Here is an 18,563-nt window from a genome sequence, read left to right on the forward strand (position 1 = left end):
GCCGCCCGTCAGAACCCGAAGAAGCCGGCGATGGAATCGGCGTTGGCGAGGATCAGGCCGCCGGCGACCACCGAGGCGATCACGCCCGCGGAGAAGCGCATGACGAAGAGCATGATGGCGACGGCGATGATGCCGATCATCACCAGGCCACGGGCGATGTTCTGCATGAACCACTGCACGATCTGCGTCACGACGCCCGAGCCGGCGCCGCCGCCGACGGCCTGGGCGTGTGCGAGGTCGGGCAGCAGCAGGATGAAAAGAGCAGCGCCGAGGGCGAGGGCTGTCGCATGCTTGGCCGAGGGAAGGCGCGTCATTCTGACCTCAGGAGTGCAGGAGGTTCGGAGGGGAGGAGGGGCGTGGCCGCGCCGGCGGCCCCTTCCTCCGCCGGCGCGGGTGTCGGGGTGGCGGCGGGCGGGGCCGGCCGGCGCACGTAGGTCGCGCGCGCCCACACGTCCCACTCGGGCGGTGCGTCGGGGTCATCGTCCGGCGCAGGGGTGAGCGCGCGGGCGGAACCGGCCGCCTCGCCGCGCAGGCGGATCGCCGGCACCACCGCCTCGGCCGCATCCTGCACGCGGGCGACGTAGCCGTTGGCGAAGCCGCGCGCGGGATCGCCGGTGTTGTAGCGGGAAAAGGCGACCCGGAGCGCCCGCTGCGGGTCCGCCTCGCCGCGCGCCGCCGCGGCGTAGCCTTCGCGGAGGAGGCGGGCGCCGGCCCGCAGGTTGGTGCAGGCATCAAATGCGTCCACGACGGACAGGCCGAGGGCCCGGAGGTTGCCGGAATTCACCTGCATCAGCCCGAGATCCACGGAACGGCCTTCGGCGATGAGCGCGGCGGCGAGCGCCACCGCCTCCTCGCGGGTGGCAGGGCGCCGGCGCCCGCCGCCCTCGCCGTTCACGTTGACCGCCAGCGTGTCGAAGCCGCTCTCGGCCCGCATCACCGCGGCGAGCGTCTCGAAAGCCACGCCCGGTGCGCAGGCGGCGGCGAGCTGCGCCGCGGCGGCGAGTTCGAGGATCATGCGGCGCCCCTCGCGCGGAGGCGCCGCGGGCGGTCAGTCGGCCGGGTGGGGGTGGTCCACGGGAGTGCCCGCCTCGGTCCCGGCGCCGTCAGGCCCGTCGGCGCCGGGCACGCCGCCATCCCTGGGCAGGACGCCGCGGAACTTGCGCAGCTCGGGGCAGCCCTGCGGGTAGACGGTGATCGGGGCGTGGTAGTTGAAGGTGCCCGGCAGCTTGAACAGCTTGTCGAGGCTGCGGAAGGTGCGGTCCTCCTTGTCGCGCCAGGTGCGCAGGATGCGGTAGCCGCGCGCCCAGCTGGGGCGGACGTAGATCGCGTATTCGAGCTCCGGGCCGTCGCTTCGCGCGACGACGAGCCAGCCCAGGATCTTGCCGCCTTCGCGGATCCCTTCCCGCAGATCGGCTTCCTGCAGTCCCTTGCCGCCCAATTCGTTTCCGCCCCATGCGCGCGAATGACCGGCCGCGCGGATGGGAAGTCGGCGGACGCGAACAATGCGCGTGCGGACAAGCCGCCGAGCCGGCAACGGCCCCTGCTGGCCCGGGCGACGCACGGCACCCCGATCCCCGACTCCGACCACACGGTGGGTCGGGGCGAAGGGGAGGCGATTTGCCAGTGAGTCGCAAGCGCGCAGGCGCACGTCGTGAAAAATCCGGAACAGTGGCGCATCCGGGGCACGCTTGCCGCGGCCACCATTGCGGGCGCGGCGATCGCCCCATTCCGGCACAAGACGAGAGGGAAAACTATCTGTCGCAACGATGTTCCCTCCCCTTCCAGGACGGAAGGCTATCGCTTCGCGACAACCAAAATCAACACGGGTCGGCGTGAGATAGCGGCTTATCTCACTTCACTCGCGCGTGAGGATGTTGGTCTGCGCATAGTATGAGGCGAGGCGAGTGAAGTGAGACTTCTCAGCATCAAGAGAGATAGTGCTTCATCCCTCTTGACTCCCCCCGCAGTGTCCGGCGCAAGCTGTGCCTTGCCGAGCGGGAACACGCGGCGAAGATGCCGCGCCCCGCCCAGGATTGAAAGGGAGGTACGGCAGGGAGCGCGAGGCCGATTCGCGTGGCAGCAGAAGATTGGCAGCCGCTGTGCCGACGGTGCCCGGAAGGGTGTGGACTCTGGCGACCGCGATAAGGGACCGGAGCGGGTGAGGCTGGCCAGGGGTGTGGACTCTGCCGACCAGGTTATCTGCTGAGGCCCGCCGATCGGGCCCGACATGCCCCCGATTCGAGCACTGGAGGCCTCCGAAGGCACCGTTCGCGGGGCGCTCTTGCCCACACGGTCGCGCGTGGACTCTGCCGGCCAGGGTGTGGACTCTGCCGACCGACACCGACGGCGCGTCAACGACTTAGGCTGGTTATCCCGTGGACTCTGCCGGCCAAGCAAATAGTAGAGAATCCAAATATCTCCAAATAGCTCTCGGTCGGCAAAGTCCACATCGACACACCGGCCGCATGCAGGGCAGCCTGCATCAGGTTCGGTCGGGAAGGACGCGATGGGGACGGTGCACGACCTGCTGGAGGCGAAGGGCAAGCAGGCCGCGCGCGAGCTGGTCGAGGGCCGGCGCGGACCCCGGGTCGTCGAAGCGGCGTCGAACTGGGCGGCCGACGAGGACATCGGCACCGGCTACATGTACTCCGGCTGGTGCCAGACCGCCCTGCCGCACAAGCGCCCCGCCGACAACGCCGCGATCTGGAAGCTCGAGACGGACAGCATGACGCTGCTGGTCGAGCCCGGCGTCCGGGTGGCGCCGGGTGGCGACCCGGCGCACGTCGGCGTGCCCTTCGGCGCCATCGCGCGGCTGATCCTGATCTACCTGCAGTCCGAGGCGCTGCGCACCGGCAGCCGCGACATCGAGCTCGGGGGCAGCCTGCGGGCCTTCCTCGGGCGGCTGGAACTCCCGGTCGGCGGCAAGACGACGAAGCTCGTGCGCGAGCAGGCCGAGCGCATCAGCCGGTGCCGCCTGACCTTCCACGCCAAGCGGCAGGGCAGCAGCCTGCTGGTGAACCAGAACATCGTGGACGTCGCGATGTTCGTCGACGAGCCGGGAGAGGCCGGGCAGGGCACGCTGTTCGTCGAAACCGCCCGGCTGAGCGAGACCTTCTTCCAGCAGCTCAAGAAGCACGCCGTCCCGCTCGACGAGGCCGCCATCCGGCACATCCGCAACTCGTCGATGGCGCTCGATGTGTACTGTTGGCTCGCCTACCGGCTGCACTCGCTCTCCGCGCCGAAGTCCATCACCTGGGCGGCGCTGGCCGGGCAGTTCGGCGCCGGCATCAAGCTACGCAAGCACTTCAAGCCGGCGTTCCTGGAGAACCTCGCCCTGGCCCAGGCGGTGTACCGCGACGCCAAGGTAGAGGTGACTGAGACGGGGTTGCTGCTGCATCCGTCACTACCGCCAGTGCGCAAGCTGTTGAAGCAGGGATAGGTCGGGAAAGCAGGCCCTGCCAGCAGCTATGTTGGGAATCAAAGTGAGAGCCGCTGGATTAAGCCATCCTACCACAGGTTGCCCCTGTGGCTCTGGCGTTGCCCGCCACGCCCATTCGGCTATTGGTTGAATAGGTGAGCCAAGTGGCGTGTGGGACGGGGGCCGTGTGAGCGAGACGTCGGTGCAATCGGGCGACTTCGTACGGCTGCGCGGCCGCCGATGGCTCGTCGAGGGGGAGCGTGACCTCGGAGGCGGCCTCTCGGCGCTGCACGTCGCCTGCGTGGACGACGACGCCCAGGGCGAGACCGCCGAGGTGGTGTGGTCGGCCGAGCTCGATGCTGAGCGCCTCAGCGACGAGGGCTGGGAGGCGCTGGCCCGGAGCGGCACGGATGACCCGGCGGTGTTCGCCGCCTATCTCCGGACGATCCGCTGGGGCACGGCGACCGCCGCCGACCGTGACCTCTTCCAGGCGCCCTTCCGCGCCGGCATCCGCCTTGACGCCTACCAGCTGCTGCCGCTGCGCAAGGCGCTACGCCTGCCACGCGTGAACCTCCTGATCGCGGACGACGTCGGTGCAGGCAAGACCGTCGAGGCCGGCCTCGTGCTCCGCGAGATGCTGCTGCGCCGCCGAGTGGATTTCGCGGTGGTCGCAGCGCCGGCGGGCATGGTGCGGCAGTGGCAGGATGAGCTGGAGGCGAAGTTCGGCCTTACTTTCACGGTGGTTGACCGCGATCACCTCGCCGAGCTGCGGCGCGAGCGCGGCTTCGGCGTGAACCCCTGGGCAGCAGGCTCCTTCTTCGTCGTCTCCCACTCGTTGCTCGCCGACGACACCTACGCCGGGGGCTTGCGCGACGCGCTGCGCGGCTTCCGCCCGAATGCGATGCTCATCCTCGACGAGGCTCACCACGCCGCCCCGGCCAGCGGCGCGCGGTATGCGGTGGATAGCCAGTTCACCAAGGCGGTGCGCGACCTCGCCGGGCGGTTCGAGCACCGCCTGTTCCTCTCCGCCACGCCGCACAACGGGCACAGCAACTCCTTCTCCAGCCTGCTCGAGATCCTCGACCCGCAGCGCTTCACGCGCGGCGTGCCCGTGCGCCCGCGCGAGCTGGACGCGGTGATGGTCCGCCGGCTGAAGTCCGACCTGCGCCACTTCGGGGAGCGCTTCCCCAAACGGAACGTGGTGCCCATCGTCTTGGACGGCCTGCCCGAGGATGCGCCCGACCTGCGGCTGCCCCGCATGCTCGCCGCCTACGGCGAGGGCCTGCGCCGGCGCGCCGAGGCGCTCCCGCCGCGCGAGGCTGGGTTGGCGCGGCTCGCCTTCGTCGGCCTCCAGCAGCGGCTCCTCTCCTCGCCCCAGGCCTTCGCCGAGACGCTGAAGGTCCACATCGCGGGCCTCGATCGCTGCGGCGCCTCCGCCACCGTCGCCGCCTCCTTCGCCCAGGGCGCGCCCGAGGGGGCGGACGAGGAGCCGGAGGAGGAGGAGCGGAGCCTCGTCGCCCTGGAGCGTGAGGAGAGGGTGCGTGCCGAGGCCGCCGCCGCCTTCGCCGCGCCCGCTGCCGACCGTGCCGCCGCGCAGGCGATGCTTGACCTCGCGCTGGAGGCCGCGCGCCGCCCCGACGCGCGCGTGCGCTGGCTCGCCGGTTGGGTGCGCGACCACATGGCGCCGGGCGGCGCATGGAACACCCGCCGCCTCGTCATCTTCACCGAGTACGAGGCGACACGCCGCTGGCTCGAGCGCCGCCTATTGGAGGCACTGGACGACCTCGCCCCGGATGGGCGCATCGCGGCCTTCACCGGCGCCACGCCCCTCGACCGCCGCGAGGAGCTGAAGCGGCGCTTCAACACCGACCCAGCCTCCGACCCGCTGCGCATCCTCCTCTGCACCGATGCGGCGCGGGAGGGCATCAACCTCCAGTCTCGCTGCCACGACCTCATCCACTTCGACCTGCCATGGAACCCGGCGCGGCTGGAGCAGCGCAACGGCCGAATCGACCGCAAGCTCCAGCCCTCGCCAGAGGTGTGGTGCCGCTACTTCGTCTATGCCCAACGCGAGGAGGACATCGTCCTCAAGGCCTTGGTCGAGAAGACCGAGCGCATCCGCGAGCAGCTCGGCTCCGCCGGCCAGGTGATCGCGGCCCGCGTCACCGACCGCCTCGCGCGCGAGGGCATCGTTGCCGCCGCTCGGCAGGCGCGCGAGGTGGAGGCCGAGGGCGACGATCCCTCCGTGCGCCGCGCCCAGGAGGAGCTGGACGACGAGACGGAGCGGCGCCGGGCCCGCCAGGCACGCGAGCTCGATGACCTGCGCAGGCATCTGGAGCAGTCGCGCGAGCGCGTCGGCGTCGAACCCGAGGAGCTGCGCTCCGTCGTCGCCACGGCGCTCGCGCGGGCGGGCGCGCCGCTCGGGGCACCGGCCGGGGAGGTGGGTGGCACGCTGCTCTTCCGCCTCGACCCCTCCCACCCGGCCTTCGCCACGGCGGGCTGGCCGGAGGCGCTCGACACGCTGCGGGTCCGTCGCCGCGGCCGCGGCGACCGCTCGCTGAAGGAGTGGCGCGCCGCGGCGCCGCTTCGGGCCCTGTCCTTCCGGCCCGCCGTGACGGCGGAAGGCGCCGACGCCGAGGGCGTGGTGCAGCTGCACCTGGAGCACCGCCTCGTCCGGCGCCTGCTCGGCCGCTTCCTCTCGCAGGGCTTCCAGTCTGGCCTGTCGCGCGCCTGTGTCGTGCTCGGCCCCGGCGCGCAGCCGCGCGTCGTGCTGATCGGGCGGCTCGCCCTCTACGGGCCGGGTGCGGCGCGGCTGCACGAGGAGATAGTGACCGTCACCGCCCCCTGGACCGAGGCCGGGCGCGGGACCGCGTCGCTGAAGCCATTCGGCGCGCGGGGTGAGGAGACGACGATGACGCAGGTGGAAGCGGCGCTGCGCGCCCCCCGCCGCCCGCCGCCCGAAGCCGTCGAGCGCGTCCGCGCCTGGGCCGCGAAGGACGCCGCGGACCTCGAGCCCGAGCTCCGCCGCCGCGCCGCCGAGGCGCGCGAGGCCGCCGCGAAGGCCCTCGCCGAGCGCGGCGAGCGGGAGGCCGCCGACCTCCGCGCCCTCATCGCCGCCCAGCGTGCCCGTGTGGCGGAGGCCGAGGCCGCGCCGGAGGACGCGCAGCTTGACCTCTTCGGCGCGGAGGAGGCGGCGCAGCGGCGCCGCGACCGCCTGCACTGGCGCCGCAAGCTCGCCGACCTCGACGTGCAGCTAGAGGCGGAGCCGGCGCGCCTGCGCGAGAGCTACCGCGTCCGCGCCGACCGCGTGGAGGTGGTGGGCCTCCTCTACCTCTGGCCCGGGAGCAACTAAGCGTGGCCGCGCTCGACCCCAATCTCGAGTGGCTCGGCTACGTCCAGCCGACGGGCCTCGTCGTCGCGCCTGCCGTGCTGGCCCGCCATGGCCTGGTGCCGGAGGAGCAGCTGCGTGCCGATGGCGACGCGGTGGCGGAGCACCTGGCGGACGGCGAGGAGGGGCCGGCGCTTCCCGACCCTTGGCCGTTCTTCGCGGAGGTTCTCGGCTGGGACGCTGCCTTCGTCGCGGGCGCGCCAGGCGGACCTTCCCTTCCCGATGAGCTATCCGCTCACCTCCCCGAGGCCGACACCACCCTTGCGCCGACCTGGGCGGTGCGGGAGCCGGAGGGGGGCGGCTGGCAGATGCTCGTCCGCATCGAAGGGCCAGGCGTGGACCCTGACGCGCGCGGCGCCCTCGCGGGATGGGAGGCGACGCCGCACCAGCGGCTGGAGCGCCTGCTGCGCGAGACGGGCGTGCCGACTGGCCTGCTGCTGACCGACCGCCATCTCCGCCTCGTCCATGCCCCGCGGGGAGAGACGAGCGGCTGGCTCGCCTTCCCGCTGCGCGAGCTCGCCACGGTGGGCGGCCGGCCGATGCTCGGCGGGCTGAAGCTCCTCCTCAACGCCCATCGGCTCTTCACCGACGGGAGCGAGCGCCGGTTGCCCGGCCTGCTGCGCGCGAGCCGCGAGGCGCAGGCAGAGGTCTCGGCAAAGCTCGCCACCCAGGTGCTCGGCGCGCTGCACGAGCTGCTGCGCGGCCTGCACGCGGCCGACCGTGCGCGCGTCGAGCGGCTCGCACGGCAGCAGCCGGCCCATCTCTACGAGGGGCTGCTGACGGTCCTGCTGCGCCTCATCTTCCTGCTCTATGCGGAGGACCGGGCGCTCATCCCCTCCCGCGCCGACGGCCCGGCGCGGGCGCTCTACCAGGAGGGCTACGGCGTCCGCGCGCTGCACGCCAAGCTGCTGGCCGACCGGGCGCAGAACCCCGACACGATGGAGGAGCGGCGCGGAGCCTGGGGACGGCTGCTCGCGCTCTTCCGCCTCGTACACGGGGGCGACGGCACGGGCTGGATCCGTGGCCGCGGCGGTAAGCTGTTTGACCCCGCGGCCTTCCCCTTCCTCGAAGGCCGCGACAGCGCCGACGACAGGCCCATCCCGCTGCCCGTGACTGACGGCTGCGTGCTGCGCGTGCTCGACGGGCTGCTGGTGCTCGACGGCGAAAAGCTCTCATACCGCACCCTCGACGTGGAGCAGATCGGCAGCGTCTACGAGACGGTGATGGGCTTCACCGTGCAGACGATGCCTGGCCCCGCGCTCGCCATCAGGGCGGGCAAGAACAACCGCACGCCGGTCTTCGTGGACCTCGCGGCGCTCGCGGCGAAGCGGGGGAGGGAGCGCGAGAAGTACCTGAAGGAGGAGGCCGACCGCGGCGGGCTGCCCGCCCGTGTCGCGCAGGCCCTCGCGGCGGCGGAGGATGCGGCGGCGCTGGCCGACGCCCTGCGCCCGATCGTGGACGAGCGCGGCAGCCCGCACGGCCCGGTGCCGACCGGCACGCCGCTGCTGCAGCCGACCGACGAGCGGCGGCGCACCGGAAGCCACTACACGCCACGCACGCTGACCGAGCCGATCGTGCGCCACGCCCTGGAGCCCGCCTTCGCGCGCATTGGGCCGGACGCGACGCCGGAGGAGGTGCTGGCGCTGAAGGTCTGCGACCCCGCCATGGGCTCGGGGGCCTTCCTCGTCGAGGCGTGCCGGCAGCTCGCGGCGCGGCTCGTCGCCGCCTGGACGCGGCACCCCGGCACGCGGCCCACGCCGGCGGAGGACGAGGACGAGGACCTGCTCGCCCGCCGCCTCGTCGCGCAGCGCTGCCTCTACGGCGTTGACAAGAACCCGATGGCCACCGACCTCGCGCGGCTGTCGCTGTGGCTGGCGACGCTCGCGCGGGACCACGAGTTCACCTTCCTCGACCACGCGCTGAAGAGCGGCGACAGCCTGGTCGGGCTGACGCGCGGGCAGATCGGCGCGCTGACCTGGGGCGACGACCGACAGGGCAGCCTGATGAGCGGCTTCGTGCGCGGGCGCGTGGCGGAAGCGGTGCGGGCGCGCACCGAGATCCGCGAGGCGCCGGACGACGTGGAGCGGGCCGTCCAGGAGGCGCGGCACCGCGCGTTGGAGGGGCGGATGGCGGACGTCCGCACGCTCGGCGACGCGGTGCTGGCCTGTTTCTTCGGCCACGACAAGCCACGCACGCGGGAGGCGGCGCGGCGGGCGCTGGCGGCACTGCCGGGTGGGGGCGAGGCGATGTGGGCGGAGGCGCGGCGCCTCGCCGCGACGCTGGGCCACGGTGCGCACCCTATCCGTCCCTTCCACTGGGAGCTAGAATTCCCTGAGGTGTTCGAGGGCAGGGAAGGGGGGTTCGACGCCATCGTCGGCAACCCGCCCTTCGCGGGCAAGAACACGCTCATCAACGGTCACCGCGAGCACTATCTCGATTGGCTGCAGGAGTTGCACGAGGGCGCGCATGGCAACGCCGACCTCGTGGCGCATTTCTTCCGCCGTGCCTTCGGGCTGCTGCGGCCGGGCGGCTGCTTCGGTCTGATCGCGACCAACACGGTGGGGCAGGGCGACACCAGGGAAAGTGGGTTGCGCCAGGTGATTGAGGCGGGCGGCGCCATCGCGCGCGCCGTGCGCCGCCTGCCCTGGCCAGGCGAGGCGGCGGTGGTCGTGTCCGTTGTGCATGTGGTGCGAGGACAGGTGCGGAGCCCGGTGCTGGATGGGCGGAAGGTATGGCGGATCAGCGCGTTCCTCATGGAGGGTGACCTCGATGCAAGCCCCGCACGCCTAGCAGCAAACGCCCGGAAGTCATTTCAGGGCACTAACCCTGTAGGAGCCGGCTTCCTGCTGATTCCGCAGGGAGAACGCATACTCACGGCTGTCTCCGGCCGTGATGTGGCGGCGCTCATCAGCCCAGGGAACGAGCTGTTTCGCTTCGTGAAGTCGTATACTGCGGGGGAGGACATTGCCGGAGATCCCCAGCACCGACCAGGGCGCAAGATCATTGACTTCGGCGATCTCTGCGAAGCCACAGCTAGGGAACTCGGCGGTGAACTCTTCCGTGTTTTGGAGGATGATGTTCGACCGTCGCGGGCCACCGACAAGCGCGATCATCGTAGGCTGAACTGGTGGCGGCATGGTGAACCGCAGAAGGGCCTCTACGAGGCAATACGCCCCTTGCAGCGGGTTATCGCTCTTCCGCAGACTTCGCCGCACCTACAACCCACCATCGTTCCCAACGATGGCCTATTTGCGTCCACGGCTATAGTTTTTGCCTCCGACAGTCAGGCTTTGCTCGGTTTGCTCCAGTCGCGACCGCATGAGGTGTGGACACGGTTTTTCACCTCTTCGCTCAAGACCGACCTGCGATACGCCCCTTCTGACTGCTTTGAAACCTTCCCCTTACCGCCGCTCGACCACGCCGCAGTGCACGACGCCGCCGAGGCCTACCACACTCACCGCGCCGCCCTTATGGTCGCGCGCAACGAGGGTCTGACCAGAACCTACAACCGCTTCCACAACCCCGCCGAGCGCGCCGCCGATATCGCACGCCTGCGCGAGCTCCACCACGCGCTCGACCTTGCCGTGCTACGCGCCTATGGCTGGTATGACCTCGCCGACCGTGCGGTGCCCGAGTTCCTGACCGAGGACACGGAGCCCGACCACCGCTACCAGGGCCGCCTGTTCTGGCCAGCGCCCTTCCGCGACGAGGTGCTGGCCCGCCTCCTCGACCTTAACCGCGCTCGCGCCGCCGAGGAACGCGCCCTCGGCCTCTCCCCGCGCCAGCCAACAGGGCAAGAGGAAGAGGAGGACGAGGCCGCGTGACCATGAAGACGATCCATCAGGAGAAGCGCGGCGACCTCACGCTCCGCCTGGTCCAGACGCTGGATGGCAGGATTTCGGGCGTCGTCCTTCGTGATGCGGGCGGCCGGGTGGCCTTGATCGACGGCGGCGGCTGGAGGAGGAAGCAGCGAAGGCGAATCGGTCCTATGTCGGTTTCGACGGGGCCCGCGCCCGCTTCCTGCGCTTCTTCCCGCAGGGCTTCGCTGACCCGCGCTATCTCGAGATGGAGCGGGACTACAAGATCCGCGCGAAGCAGCGGCTGGACGCCGCCGCGCCAGTGGAGGCGGCCGCGACGGGCAGCGGCTTCGCGGAGGCAGCCCTGACCGCCTTCGGCGACACGAACCTGCTCTCGCCCTTCGAGAAGACCCGGCTCCGGGATGTCCTGCGCGGCCCCTCGGCCGACGCCTTCGTCCGCGCCGCCGCCCGCTTCGCCCTGGGAGAGGGTGGCCGGCCCTGCTGGACATGGAGCGCGCCCTGAAGCCGCACGACAGCGCCAAGTGGACCGTCGTGACCTACCTGCCGTTCCTGTGGCGGCCGGAGGCGCACATGTTCCTCAAGCCTCAGGCCACGCAGGATTTCGCGGCCCGCATCGGCCACGCCTTCACCCATGCCTACGAGGCCGGGCTGGACATGGCGGTGTACGAAAGCCTGCTGGATCTCGCCGGCCGAACCCAGGCCGAGCTGCACGCCCTCGGCCCGCGTGATCGCATCGACGTCCAGAGCTTCATTTGGGTGGTTGGAGCCTATGGCGAGGAGGACGTTCCGGCACCGCCCTGAGATAGCCTGACCGGCGTCCACCTTGCAGAATTCGGATTGCAAGATTTTCTTGCATTGTGCCTGTTGCTGGCCTATACCTCTCCCGCGAGAGGAGAAGGTGCCATGTCGGCCGGGCTGATCGGCACACGGATCAAGGCGAAACGAGAGGAGCTGGGGTTCAGCCAGGAGGCGGTGACGCGCCTGCTCGGCTTCAACGACCGCCAGACCCTCTCGGCCATCGAGACCGGCGAGCGCCGCGTCACGGCCGAGGAACTGCTGCGCTTCTCCGAGGTGCTGGCGGCGCCGCTCGACTACTTCACCGACCCGTTCCTCCTCGCCGGCGAGGGCCGCTTCTCCTGGCGGCAGAGCGGCGTGCCCGCGCCGAAGCTCGACGCTTACGAGCGGGAAGCCGGGCGGCTGATCGCCCTGTTCCGGGCGCTCGGCGCGGAGATGGGTCGCCGCCCGCCACTGCTCCGCCATGCGCTCGCTCTGACCAAGGCGAGCAGCTACGAGGACGCGGCGGAGGCCGGCGAGCGCTTCGCGGCGGAATTCCGGCTCGGCGACGCGCCCGCCCGGCGGCTCGCGGAGGTCATGGAGCGCGACCTCGGCATCCTCGTGCTGATGGTGGACGCCATCCCCGGCGTCTCGGGTGCAGCCTGCCGCCTGCCGGACCTGGATGTCGTGCTGATCAACCGGCGCGAGGTGCCGGGTCGGCGCCACTACGACCTGGCGCACGAGCTGTTCCACATCCTCACCTGGGACGGCATGCCGCCCGCGCGGCTGGAGGATGCGGCGGCCGAGCCGCGCGGGCGCGTCGAGCAGCTGGCCGACAATTTCGCCTCGGCCCTGCTAATGCCCCGGGTCGCGCTGGCCCGCCTCGGCCCCTGGGACGGGCTGGAGGGGAGGGCGCTGGCGGAGCGGCTGAACGCGGCAGCCGAGGAGCTGGGCGTCACCTCCTCGGCGCTCCGGTGGCGGCTTGTCGGGGCCGGGTTGCTTCCGAAGACCGTGGCGCGCGGCGTGGACGAGGCGCTCTTGCGCAACAACGGCCGGAAGGGGGCGCCGCGCGACCTGCCGCCGCTGTTCTCGCGGCTCTTCGCTGAGCGGGTGGCGGCCGCCGTGGACGCGGGCCGCATCTCGGCCCGCCGCGCGGCGGGGCTGCTCGGCCTCGCCGTGGACGACCTCGCCGAGGCCTTTGCGGCCAACGGCGTCGCCTTCGACCCCGGGATCTAGCGGGCGCATGGCGGGGGGGCCTGTCCTGGTGGACACCAACATCATCCTGGAGGCGCACCGCACTGGGAGCTGGCGCGCGCTGCGCGGCGGCCACCGGCTGGAGACGGTCGAGGAGTGCGTCGCCGAGACCCAGACCGGCGCGCAGAACCGGCGGCCGGAGCAGCGTATCGACGAGGCCGCGTTGCGCGCCGACCTGAAGGCCGTGCACGCCGTGACTGACCGCGAGCGGGCGGCGGCGCTGGCGCGCGATGACTTCCTCGCCTTCCTCGACGGCGGCGAGCAGGCGCTTTGGTGCCACGCCCTCGCACGCACCGACATCTGGGTGCTCTGCGGGCCGGACAAGGCGAGCCTCCGCCTCGGCGTGCGGCTCGGCCTCCGCGACCGGCTCGTCGCGCTGGAGGCACTGCTCGACGCTATAGGCCACCGGCCAAAGATCGCGCTCCGCCCGGCCTACACCTCGGCCTGGCATCGCGAGTGGGTGGCGAAGATCGCCCTGGAGGAGGGGAGTCGCCCTGCATGACCGATGCACTGCCCAACCCCCTCCCGATGCACGCCGAAGCGGTCCGCGGGCGGCTCGTCGAGGTGCTGCGCCGCGACCTCATCGGGCCCGGGCCGGAGGATGCCGATCTTACGCGCGAGGTGCTGAAGGAGAACCCCTCGCGCTGGTACCTCACGGGCTTCCTCGCGCCCTCGCCGGAGGGCGGCGGTGCTGCCGAGGAGCCCGAGGGCCTCGATGAGGAGGGCGACCCGTTGTTCGGCGACGACGCCGGCGCCGACCCCGAGACGGGGCCGGCCCGCGCCGCGGACGACGCTCCGCCGGACGAGCCTTCGGCCCGCCCCCGCCGGCTGCCCGCCTCGCTCGGCCTCACGACGCTGGTACCGGAGGGCGTGGAGGAGGTGGAGGTCGCCCTGACATGGGGCGACTATGCGACGGAGCCCCCGCTGCCGCCTGAGGTGCTTGCCGACACGCAGGCCCAGTTCGACCCGAAGTACCGCGACGTGCGCTGGCGCCGCGTGCCGGGCGAGGCGGTGGTGCGCATCCCCGTGCCGGACGGCCGTGGAGCGCGCGTCGTGCTGCCCGGCACCGGCGGCGCGCAGCGCCCGGCGGGCGGGCTCTCGATCGAGGCGCACGCGCGCCCCTACGAGATCGAGCAGCCGGACGGGTCCGTGGCACGGGTGCGCGCGCTGACCGTGATGGTGGTGAACCGCCGCCCGCCGGTGCGGCGCCGCTTTGCCGACATCACCTTCGCCTTCCAGGTGCGGCTGGAACTCCGCTGCGCGGCGGGCTTCCACCCGCGCAGCGATCTGTCGGGCTACGGCTCCGAAGACCCCGACGCGGCGCTCGCCGACCTCCACTACCGCGACGTCGCCGAGTATGCCGTGGGCCGCGGCACCTCGGCCGGCTGGCGGCACGATGCCGATGGGACGGTGCGGACGGTCTTCACCGATCACCTGCCGCGGGCGGAGGTGGAGCGCGTCGAGCCCAACGAGGGCATCGCCGGCGTCGAGTTCGGCATGGAGGCGCTGACCGCCCTTGCGCGCGGCAGCGCCGACGGCCTCGGCGATGCGCTCGCCGGCCTGCCCGCCGCCTACCGCGCCTGGATCGCCGCGCAGGCCGCGGGCGTGCCAGGGATCCCCGGCCCGGCGCGGCGCGCCACCGCCGAACGGCTGCTGAACGCCGCGCGGGAGGCGGAGGCGCGGATCGCCGACGGCATCGCGCTGCTCCGCGCCGATAGCCGGGCGCGTCGCGCCTTCGAGGCGATGAACGAGGCGGTGGCCCGCGCCGCACGCCGCCGCAATGCCGGGTCCGGCGGCGACCCGGCGGCGCAGCCGGCGCCGCGCTGGCGGCCCTTCCAGCTCGCCTTCATCTTGCTCAACCTCCGCGGCCTCGCCGATCCCGCGCACGACGACCGGGAGGTCGCGGACCTCCTCTTCTTCCCAACGGGCGGCGGCAAGACGGAGGCTTACCTCGGTCTCGCGGCGTGGACGATCGCCTACCGGCGGCTGTCGAACGGCGGGCTGCTCGGCGCCGGTGTCACCGTGCTGATGCGCTACACGCTGCGCCTGCTCACCCTCGACCAGCTCTCCCGGGCCGCGGGCGTCGTCTGCGCGCTTGAGCTGATGCGCGGGGAACCGGCGTGGCAGGAGGACGGCAAGCGCCTGCTCGGCGATTGGCCGATCGAGATCGGGCTCTGGGTCGGCTCGGCCGCCTCGCCGAACCGCCTCGGCAAGGCGGGCGACAAGCGGGACGACACGGCCGTCGCGCGCATCCGCCGTTACCGGAAGAATGGGCGGGAGGCGCCGGCACCGATTAAGGCCTGCCCTTGGTGTGGCACACCCTTTGGGCGTGAGAGCTTCAGCTGCGTGCCAAGCGACGCGGCGCCGCAGAACATGGTCGTGCGCTGCGCCAACGCTGCCTGCGACTTCACGCGCGACCGGCCGCTGCCGGTGCTGACGGTGGACGAGGCGATCTACCGGCGCCTGCCCGCCTTCCTCATCGCCACCGTGGACAAGTTCGCCGGCCTGCCCTGGGTGGGCGAGGCGGGCGCCTTCTTCGGGCACGTGGACCGCCATGACGAGTGGGGTTTCTACGGCGCGGCCGAACCGGGCCGGGGCAGGCCTCTCTGGAGCGGCCACGCGCTCACGCCGCCCGATCTGATCGTGCAGGACGAGCTGCATCTCATCAGCGGGCCGCTCGGCACGGTCGCCGCGCTCTACGAGGTGGCGCTCGACCGGCTGGCGACGCGCGAATTCATGGGCCGGCGGATCCGCCCGAAGGTGGTGGCGAGCACCGCGACGGTGCGCCGCGCCGCCGCGCAGGTCCGGGCGCTGTTCGACCGGGAGAGGACGGCGGTGTTCCCGCCGCCCGGTCCCGACCGGTGTGACAGCTTCTTCGCCGTGACCGTGCCGCCCAAGCGCAAGCCTGCGCGCCTATACATTGGCCTCGCCTCGCCCGGGCGGGGACCGAAGCTGATCTTCCTCCGGGCGCTGACCACACTGCTCGCCGCGGCGCGGGCCGAGGCGGCGCGCGGCGCCGATGCGGACGCCTACGAAACCGCGCTCTGCTACTTCAACGCGCTGCGCGAGCTCGGCGGCGCGCGACGCATCGTCGAGGACGAGGTGCGCGCGCGCCTCGCCGCCTACGGGGCGGAGCGGCGCCGGCTCGACCCGCCCGACGCGCCCTTCGCCGACCGGCGCCTCCGCGAGCCGCTGGAACTGACCTCTCGGGTGAGCACCGACCAGGTGGCCGAGGCCAAGGAGCGCCTCGCGCTGCCCTGCGCCGACGCGAAGGGTGTGGACGTCGCGATGGCGACCAACATGATCTCGGTCGGCCTCGACATCGGCCGCCTCGGGTTGATGCTCGTGCAGGGTCAGCCGAAGGCCGCGGCCGAGTACATTCAGGCCACGAGCCGCGTCGGCCGGCGCGAGGGGCAGCCCGGCCTCGTGCTGGCGCTGCTCAACGCGCACAAGCCGCGCGACCGGATGCACCACGAGCAGTTCCGGCAGTTCCACGCCTGCTTCTACCGCGCCGTGGAGGCGACCAGCGTGACGCCCTGGGCTGCGCGCGCCCTCGACCGCGCGCTCGCCGCCGTGGTGGTGGCGGCCGGGCGGCACCTCGAGCCTGACATGACGCCGGAAGATGCCGCGCCGCGGCTGCGCGGCAACGCGGCGCTGCAGGAGCGGATCGTGCAGGTCGTGCTCGACCGCGCGCCGGAGGAGGCGGTGGCGGGCGGCCGCGCGGCGCTCCGCGAGACGGTCGCCGGGCTGGTGCGGGCCTGGGCGGAAACGGCCGACGAGGGCACCGCGACGGGTGGCAAGCTCTACTACGGCCACCCGCGTGACAAGGCGCTTCTGCACGATCCGCTCGACCCGATCCTCGACAGCCTTGCGCCGGCGCACCGGCGGTTTGCGGCGGGGCGGTCGATGCGCGACGTCGAGCACGCGACGCCGCTCCGGATCGTGGACGCGCACCGCAACGAGCTGCGTTGAGGGGAGTGGGCGGTGGCCGACGAGGCGATTCGGATGAGCCAGGTGGTGGGCGTGTTCGGCCCCGGGGCAATGCTCGATCTGCCGGAGCGCTCGGTGGTGGTGGGCGGCCTCGACCGCTGGGATATGCATGCGCCGGGCGCCTTTCGCACGATCGAGGAGCCGCGGCTCGCGCGCCTCCTCTATCAGCGGCTTGCGGGCGACCCGCGGCTCGGCGTGGATCGGCCGCCCGACCTCCGGACGCCACCGGTGGACCCGAACGATAAGCGGGTGACGCGGCCGCCCGCCATCGAGGCGCCGGTCTTCCCCGAATGGTTCGTGTGCGACACCGTCGAGGGCGATGCGCCGGGGCGGCGGCGCCTCGTGCGGTTCGGCGACCTGAAGCCGCCGGCGCGGAAGGAGCACGTCGCCGACGACGGCAGGCGCCGCCGCGCCTCGCCGGTGCGCTTCGTGTGCGGCTGCACGAAGGGCCACCTGCAGGATATCGAGTGGCGGCGCATCCTTCACGGCGACGGCACGGTCTGCCGCGAGCAGATGTGGCTCGTGGACGCCGGCACAAGCGCCGACCCACGGGATACGCGGGTCGTCTGCGACTGCGGCCGGTCACTCACCCTGGAGGAGCTGTTCCAGCCGGGCCGGCTCGGGCCGTGCCGGGGCGAGCGGCCCTGGATCGGCGACCGTGACCCCATGCCGTGCGACGCGCCGAAGGGTCTGAACCTGCTCACGCGGAGCGCCACCAACACTTACTTCCCGCAGGTCGCGACGGTGATCTCGCTGCCGCCGTCGGAGGATGAGCTGTCGCGCCGGATCGAGCAGCACTGGTCCGTCCTGCAGAAGGCCAAGAGCGCCGACTGGCTCGACATCGCGCGCGAAGCGAACGCCGCCGTCGGCGCGGCGCTTGAGGGTTTCACCAACGAGGAGGTCTTTGCGCGCATCCAGGCAATGGCGGCGGGCGCAGGCGGTACGGACCAGGCGAAGGACCCGCGGCTCGCGGAGTTCGAGCTGTTCTCGAGCGGCCGGCCGCTGATCGGCGAGAACTCGTCGCGCGCGCTTCTGCACGCCGAGACCCTGGAGCGGCGGCGGTGGGACTCCGAGGGCGCACCCGAGCTGCGCGGCATCGGCTCGCTCGTGGCGGTGCACCGCCTGCGCGAGGTGTCCTGCCTGTACGGTTTCACGCGCTTCGAGCCCGCGGCGCTCGCCAACGACGACCTCGAGGATGTCGGGCTCGCGGTGGAGGGCGCACCGCTCGGGCGCAGCCCGAGCTGGCTGCCGGCTATGGAGAGCTTCGGGGAGGGGTTCTTCCTCACCTTCGACCCGGACGCCCTGGCCGCCTGGCTCGCGCGGCCCGCGCTGCGCGACCGGGCACGGGCGCTCGAGGCCGGTGTGTCGGCGTGGGAGCGCGCGCGCCGGCAGCGGGGCCTCCAGGCGGACCGCGCCACGCTTGGCGAGCGCGTGCGGCCGGAGTACGTCATGGCCCACAGCCTCGCGCACGCGCTGATGACGGAGGTGGCGCTCGACTGCGGCTACCCCGCCAGCGCGCTGAAGGAGCGTATCTACGTGCCGCCGCGCTGCGCGGATGGCAGGCCGCAGGCCGGCGTGCTCGTCTACACGGCCAGCGCCGGCATGCAGGGAACGCTCGGCGGGCTCGTCGAGGTGACGGGGCGCTTCGCGCGCGTGCTGCGGGCCGCACTGGAGCGGCTGGGGCTGTGCTCGGGCGACCCCGTCTGCGCCGACCACGAGCCGGGCGCGGCCGACGAAGACCGCGCGCTGCACGGCGCCGCCTGCCACGGCTGCCTCCTCGTCGCGGAGACGAGCTGCGAGGCGCGCAACCTCCACCTCGACCGGGCCCTGCTCGTCGACACGGTCGGGCCCGAGGGTGCTGGTTTCTTCGCATAACGGAGCGCATCCCAGCACGGGGGTAGGTCGGCCTTGGCCTGCTGGC

At 72.5% G+C, this 18,563-nt stretch carries 12 protein-coding genes; 9 read left to right on the forward strand and 3 right to left on the reverse strand.

Features of this window, described 5'->3' with window-relative positions:
* Nucleotides 1-8 precede the first annotated feature (8 nt).
* Genes HJG45_RS26435 through HJG45_RS26445 form a run of 3 tightly spaced genes read right to left on the reverse strand, consistent with a single transcriptional unit; the run spans nt 9 to nt 1,438 of the window.
* Complete coding sequence (locus HJG45_RS26435; RefSeq protein WP_171616754.1) at nt 9-314, reverse strand: TrbC/VirB2 family protein; 306 nt, start codon at nt 312-314, stop codon at nt 9-11.
* Nucleotides 311-1,015 (reverse strand): lytic transglycosylase domain-containing protein, encoded by a 705-nt coding sequence (locus tag HJG45_RS26440; RefSeq protein WP_171616756.1) that lies wholly within the window; start codon nt 1,013-1,015, stop codon nt 311-313. The genes HJG45_RS26435 and HJG45_RS26440 overlap by 4 nt, the downstream gene beginning before the upstream one ends.
* Before the next feature lie 33 nt (nt 1,016-1,048).
* Complete coding sequence (locus tag HJG45_RS26445) at nt 1,049-1,438, reverse strand: hypothetical protein (protein ID WP_171616758.1); 390 nt, start codon at nt 1,436-1,438, stop codon at nt 1,049-1,051.
* A 1,068-nt stretch (nt 1,439-2,506) separates the two neighbouring features.
* On the opposite strand from HJG45_RS26445, the gene HJG45_RS26450 reads away from it, so the two are divergent.
* The 9 genes from HJG45_RS26450 (at nt 2,507) to drmB (ending at nt 18,517) form a co-directional block, all read left to right on the forward strand.
* Complete coding sequence (locus HJG45_RS26450) at nt 2,507-3,439, forward strand: replication protein RepA (protein WP_171616760.1); 933 nt, start codon at nt 2,507-2,509, stop codon at nt 3,437-3,439.
* Nucleotides 3,440-3,605: 166 nt separating this feature from the next.
* Nucleotides 3,606-6,770, forward strand: a complete 3,165-nt coding sequence (drmD, locus tag HJG45_RS26455; RefSeq protein ID WP_171616762.1) for a DISARM system SNF2-like helicase DrmD — start codon at nt 3,606-3,608, stop codon at nt 6,768-6,770.
* 2 nt (nt 6,771-6,772) lie between these two features.
* Nucleotides 6,773-10,630, forward strand: a complete 3,858-nt coding sequence (locus HJG45_RS26460; protein WP_171616764.1) for an Eco57I restriction-modification methylase domain-containing protein — start codon at nt 6,773-6,775, stop codon at nt 10,628-10,630.
* Nucleotides 10,631-10,871: 241 nt separating this feature from the next.
* On the forward strand, nt 10,872-11,126 hold the full coding sequence (locus tag HJG45_RS26465; RefSeq protein ID WP_171616766.1) for a hypothetical protein: 255 nt from the start codon (nt 10,872-10,874) through the stop codon (nt 11,124-11,126).
* Nucleotides 11,111-11,425 carry a hypothetical protein gene (locus HJG45_RS26470; protein ID WP_171616768.1) on the forward strand — a complete coding sequence of 105 codons (315 nt, stop codon included), beginning with the start codon at nt 11,111-11,113 and terminating at the stop codon, nt 11,423-11,425. The genes HJG45_RS26465 and HJG45_RS26470 overlap by 16 nt, the downstream gene beginning before the upstream one ends.
* A 102-nt stretch (nt 11,426-11,527) precedes the next feature.
* The gene (locus tag HJG45_RS26475) at nt 11,528-12,634 is read left to right on the forward strand and encodes an XRE family transcriptional regulator (protein WP_171616770.1); all 1,107 of its coding nucleotides are present in this window, start codon (nt 11,528-11,530) and stop codon (nt 12,632-12,634) included.
* A 7-nt stretch (nt 12,635-12,641) separates the two neighbouring features.
* Nucleotides 12,642-13,154: a hypothetical protein gene (locus tag HJG45_RS26480; RefSeq protein ID WP_171616773.1), complete on the forward strand. Its 513-nt coding sequence runs from the start codon at nt 12,642-12,644 to the stop codon at nt 13,152-13,154.
* Nucleotides 13,151-16,624: a DISARM system helicase DrmA gene (drmA, locus tag HJG45_RS26485; RefSeq protein WP_171616774.1), complete on the forward strand. Its 3,474-nt coding sequence runs from the start codon at nt 13,151-13,153 to the stop codon at nt 16,622-16,624. The genes HJG45_RS26480 and drmA overlap by 4 nt, the downstream gene beginning before the upstream one ends.
* A gap of 12 nt (nt 16,625-16,636) precedes the next feature.
* Nucleotides 16,637-18,517 carry a DUF1998 domain-containing protein gene (gene drmB, locus HJG45_RS26490; protein WP_217363046.1) on the forward strand — a complete coding sequence of 627 codons (1,881 nt, stop codon included), beginning with the start codon at nt 16,637-16,639 and terminating at the stop codon, nt 18,515-18,517.
* The last annotated feature ends 46 nt before the right edge of the window (nt 18,518-18,563 follow it).

Source organism: Roseicella sp. DB1501, from assembly GCF_013112485.1.
In the GTDB taxonomy this organism is placed as follows: Bacteria; Pseudomonadota; Alphaproteobacteria; order Acetobacterales; family Acetobacteraceae; genus Paracraurococcus.

Coding starts and splice junctions, on each gene's coding strand:
- HJG45_RS26475 (WP_171616770.1), top strand. CDS start 11,528: ATGTCGGCCGGGCTGATCGGCACACGGATCAAGGCGAAACGAGAGGAG.
- HJG45_RS26480 (WP_171616773.1), top strand. CDS start 12,642: ATGGCGGGGGGGCCTGTCCTGGTGGACACCAACATCATCCTGGAGGCG.
- HJG45_RS26470 (WP_171616768.1), top strand. CDS start 11,111: ATGGAGCGCGCCCTGAAGCCGCACGACAGCGCCAAGTGGACCGTCGTG.
- HJG45_RS26435 (WP_171616754.1), bottom strand. CDS start 314: ATGACGCGCCTTCCCTCGGCCAAGCATGCGACAGCCCTCGCCCTCGGC.
- drmA (WP_171616774.1), top strand. CDS start 13,151: ATGACCGATGCACTGCCCAACCCCCTCCCGATGCACGCCGAAGCGGTC.
- HJG45_RS26450 (WP_171616760.1), top strand. CDS start 2,507: ATGGGGACGGTGCACGACCTGCTGGAGGCGAAGGGCAAGCAGGCCGCG.
- HJG45_RS26440 (WP_171616756.1), bottom strand. CDS start 1,015: ATGATCCTCGAACTCGCCGCCGCGGCGCAGCTCGCCGCCGCCTGCGCA.
- HJG45_RS26465 (WP_171616766.1), top strand. CDS start 10,872: ATGGAGCGGGACTACAAGATCCGCGCGAAGCAGCGGCTGGACGCCGCC.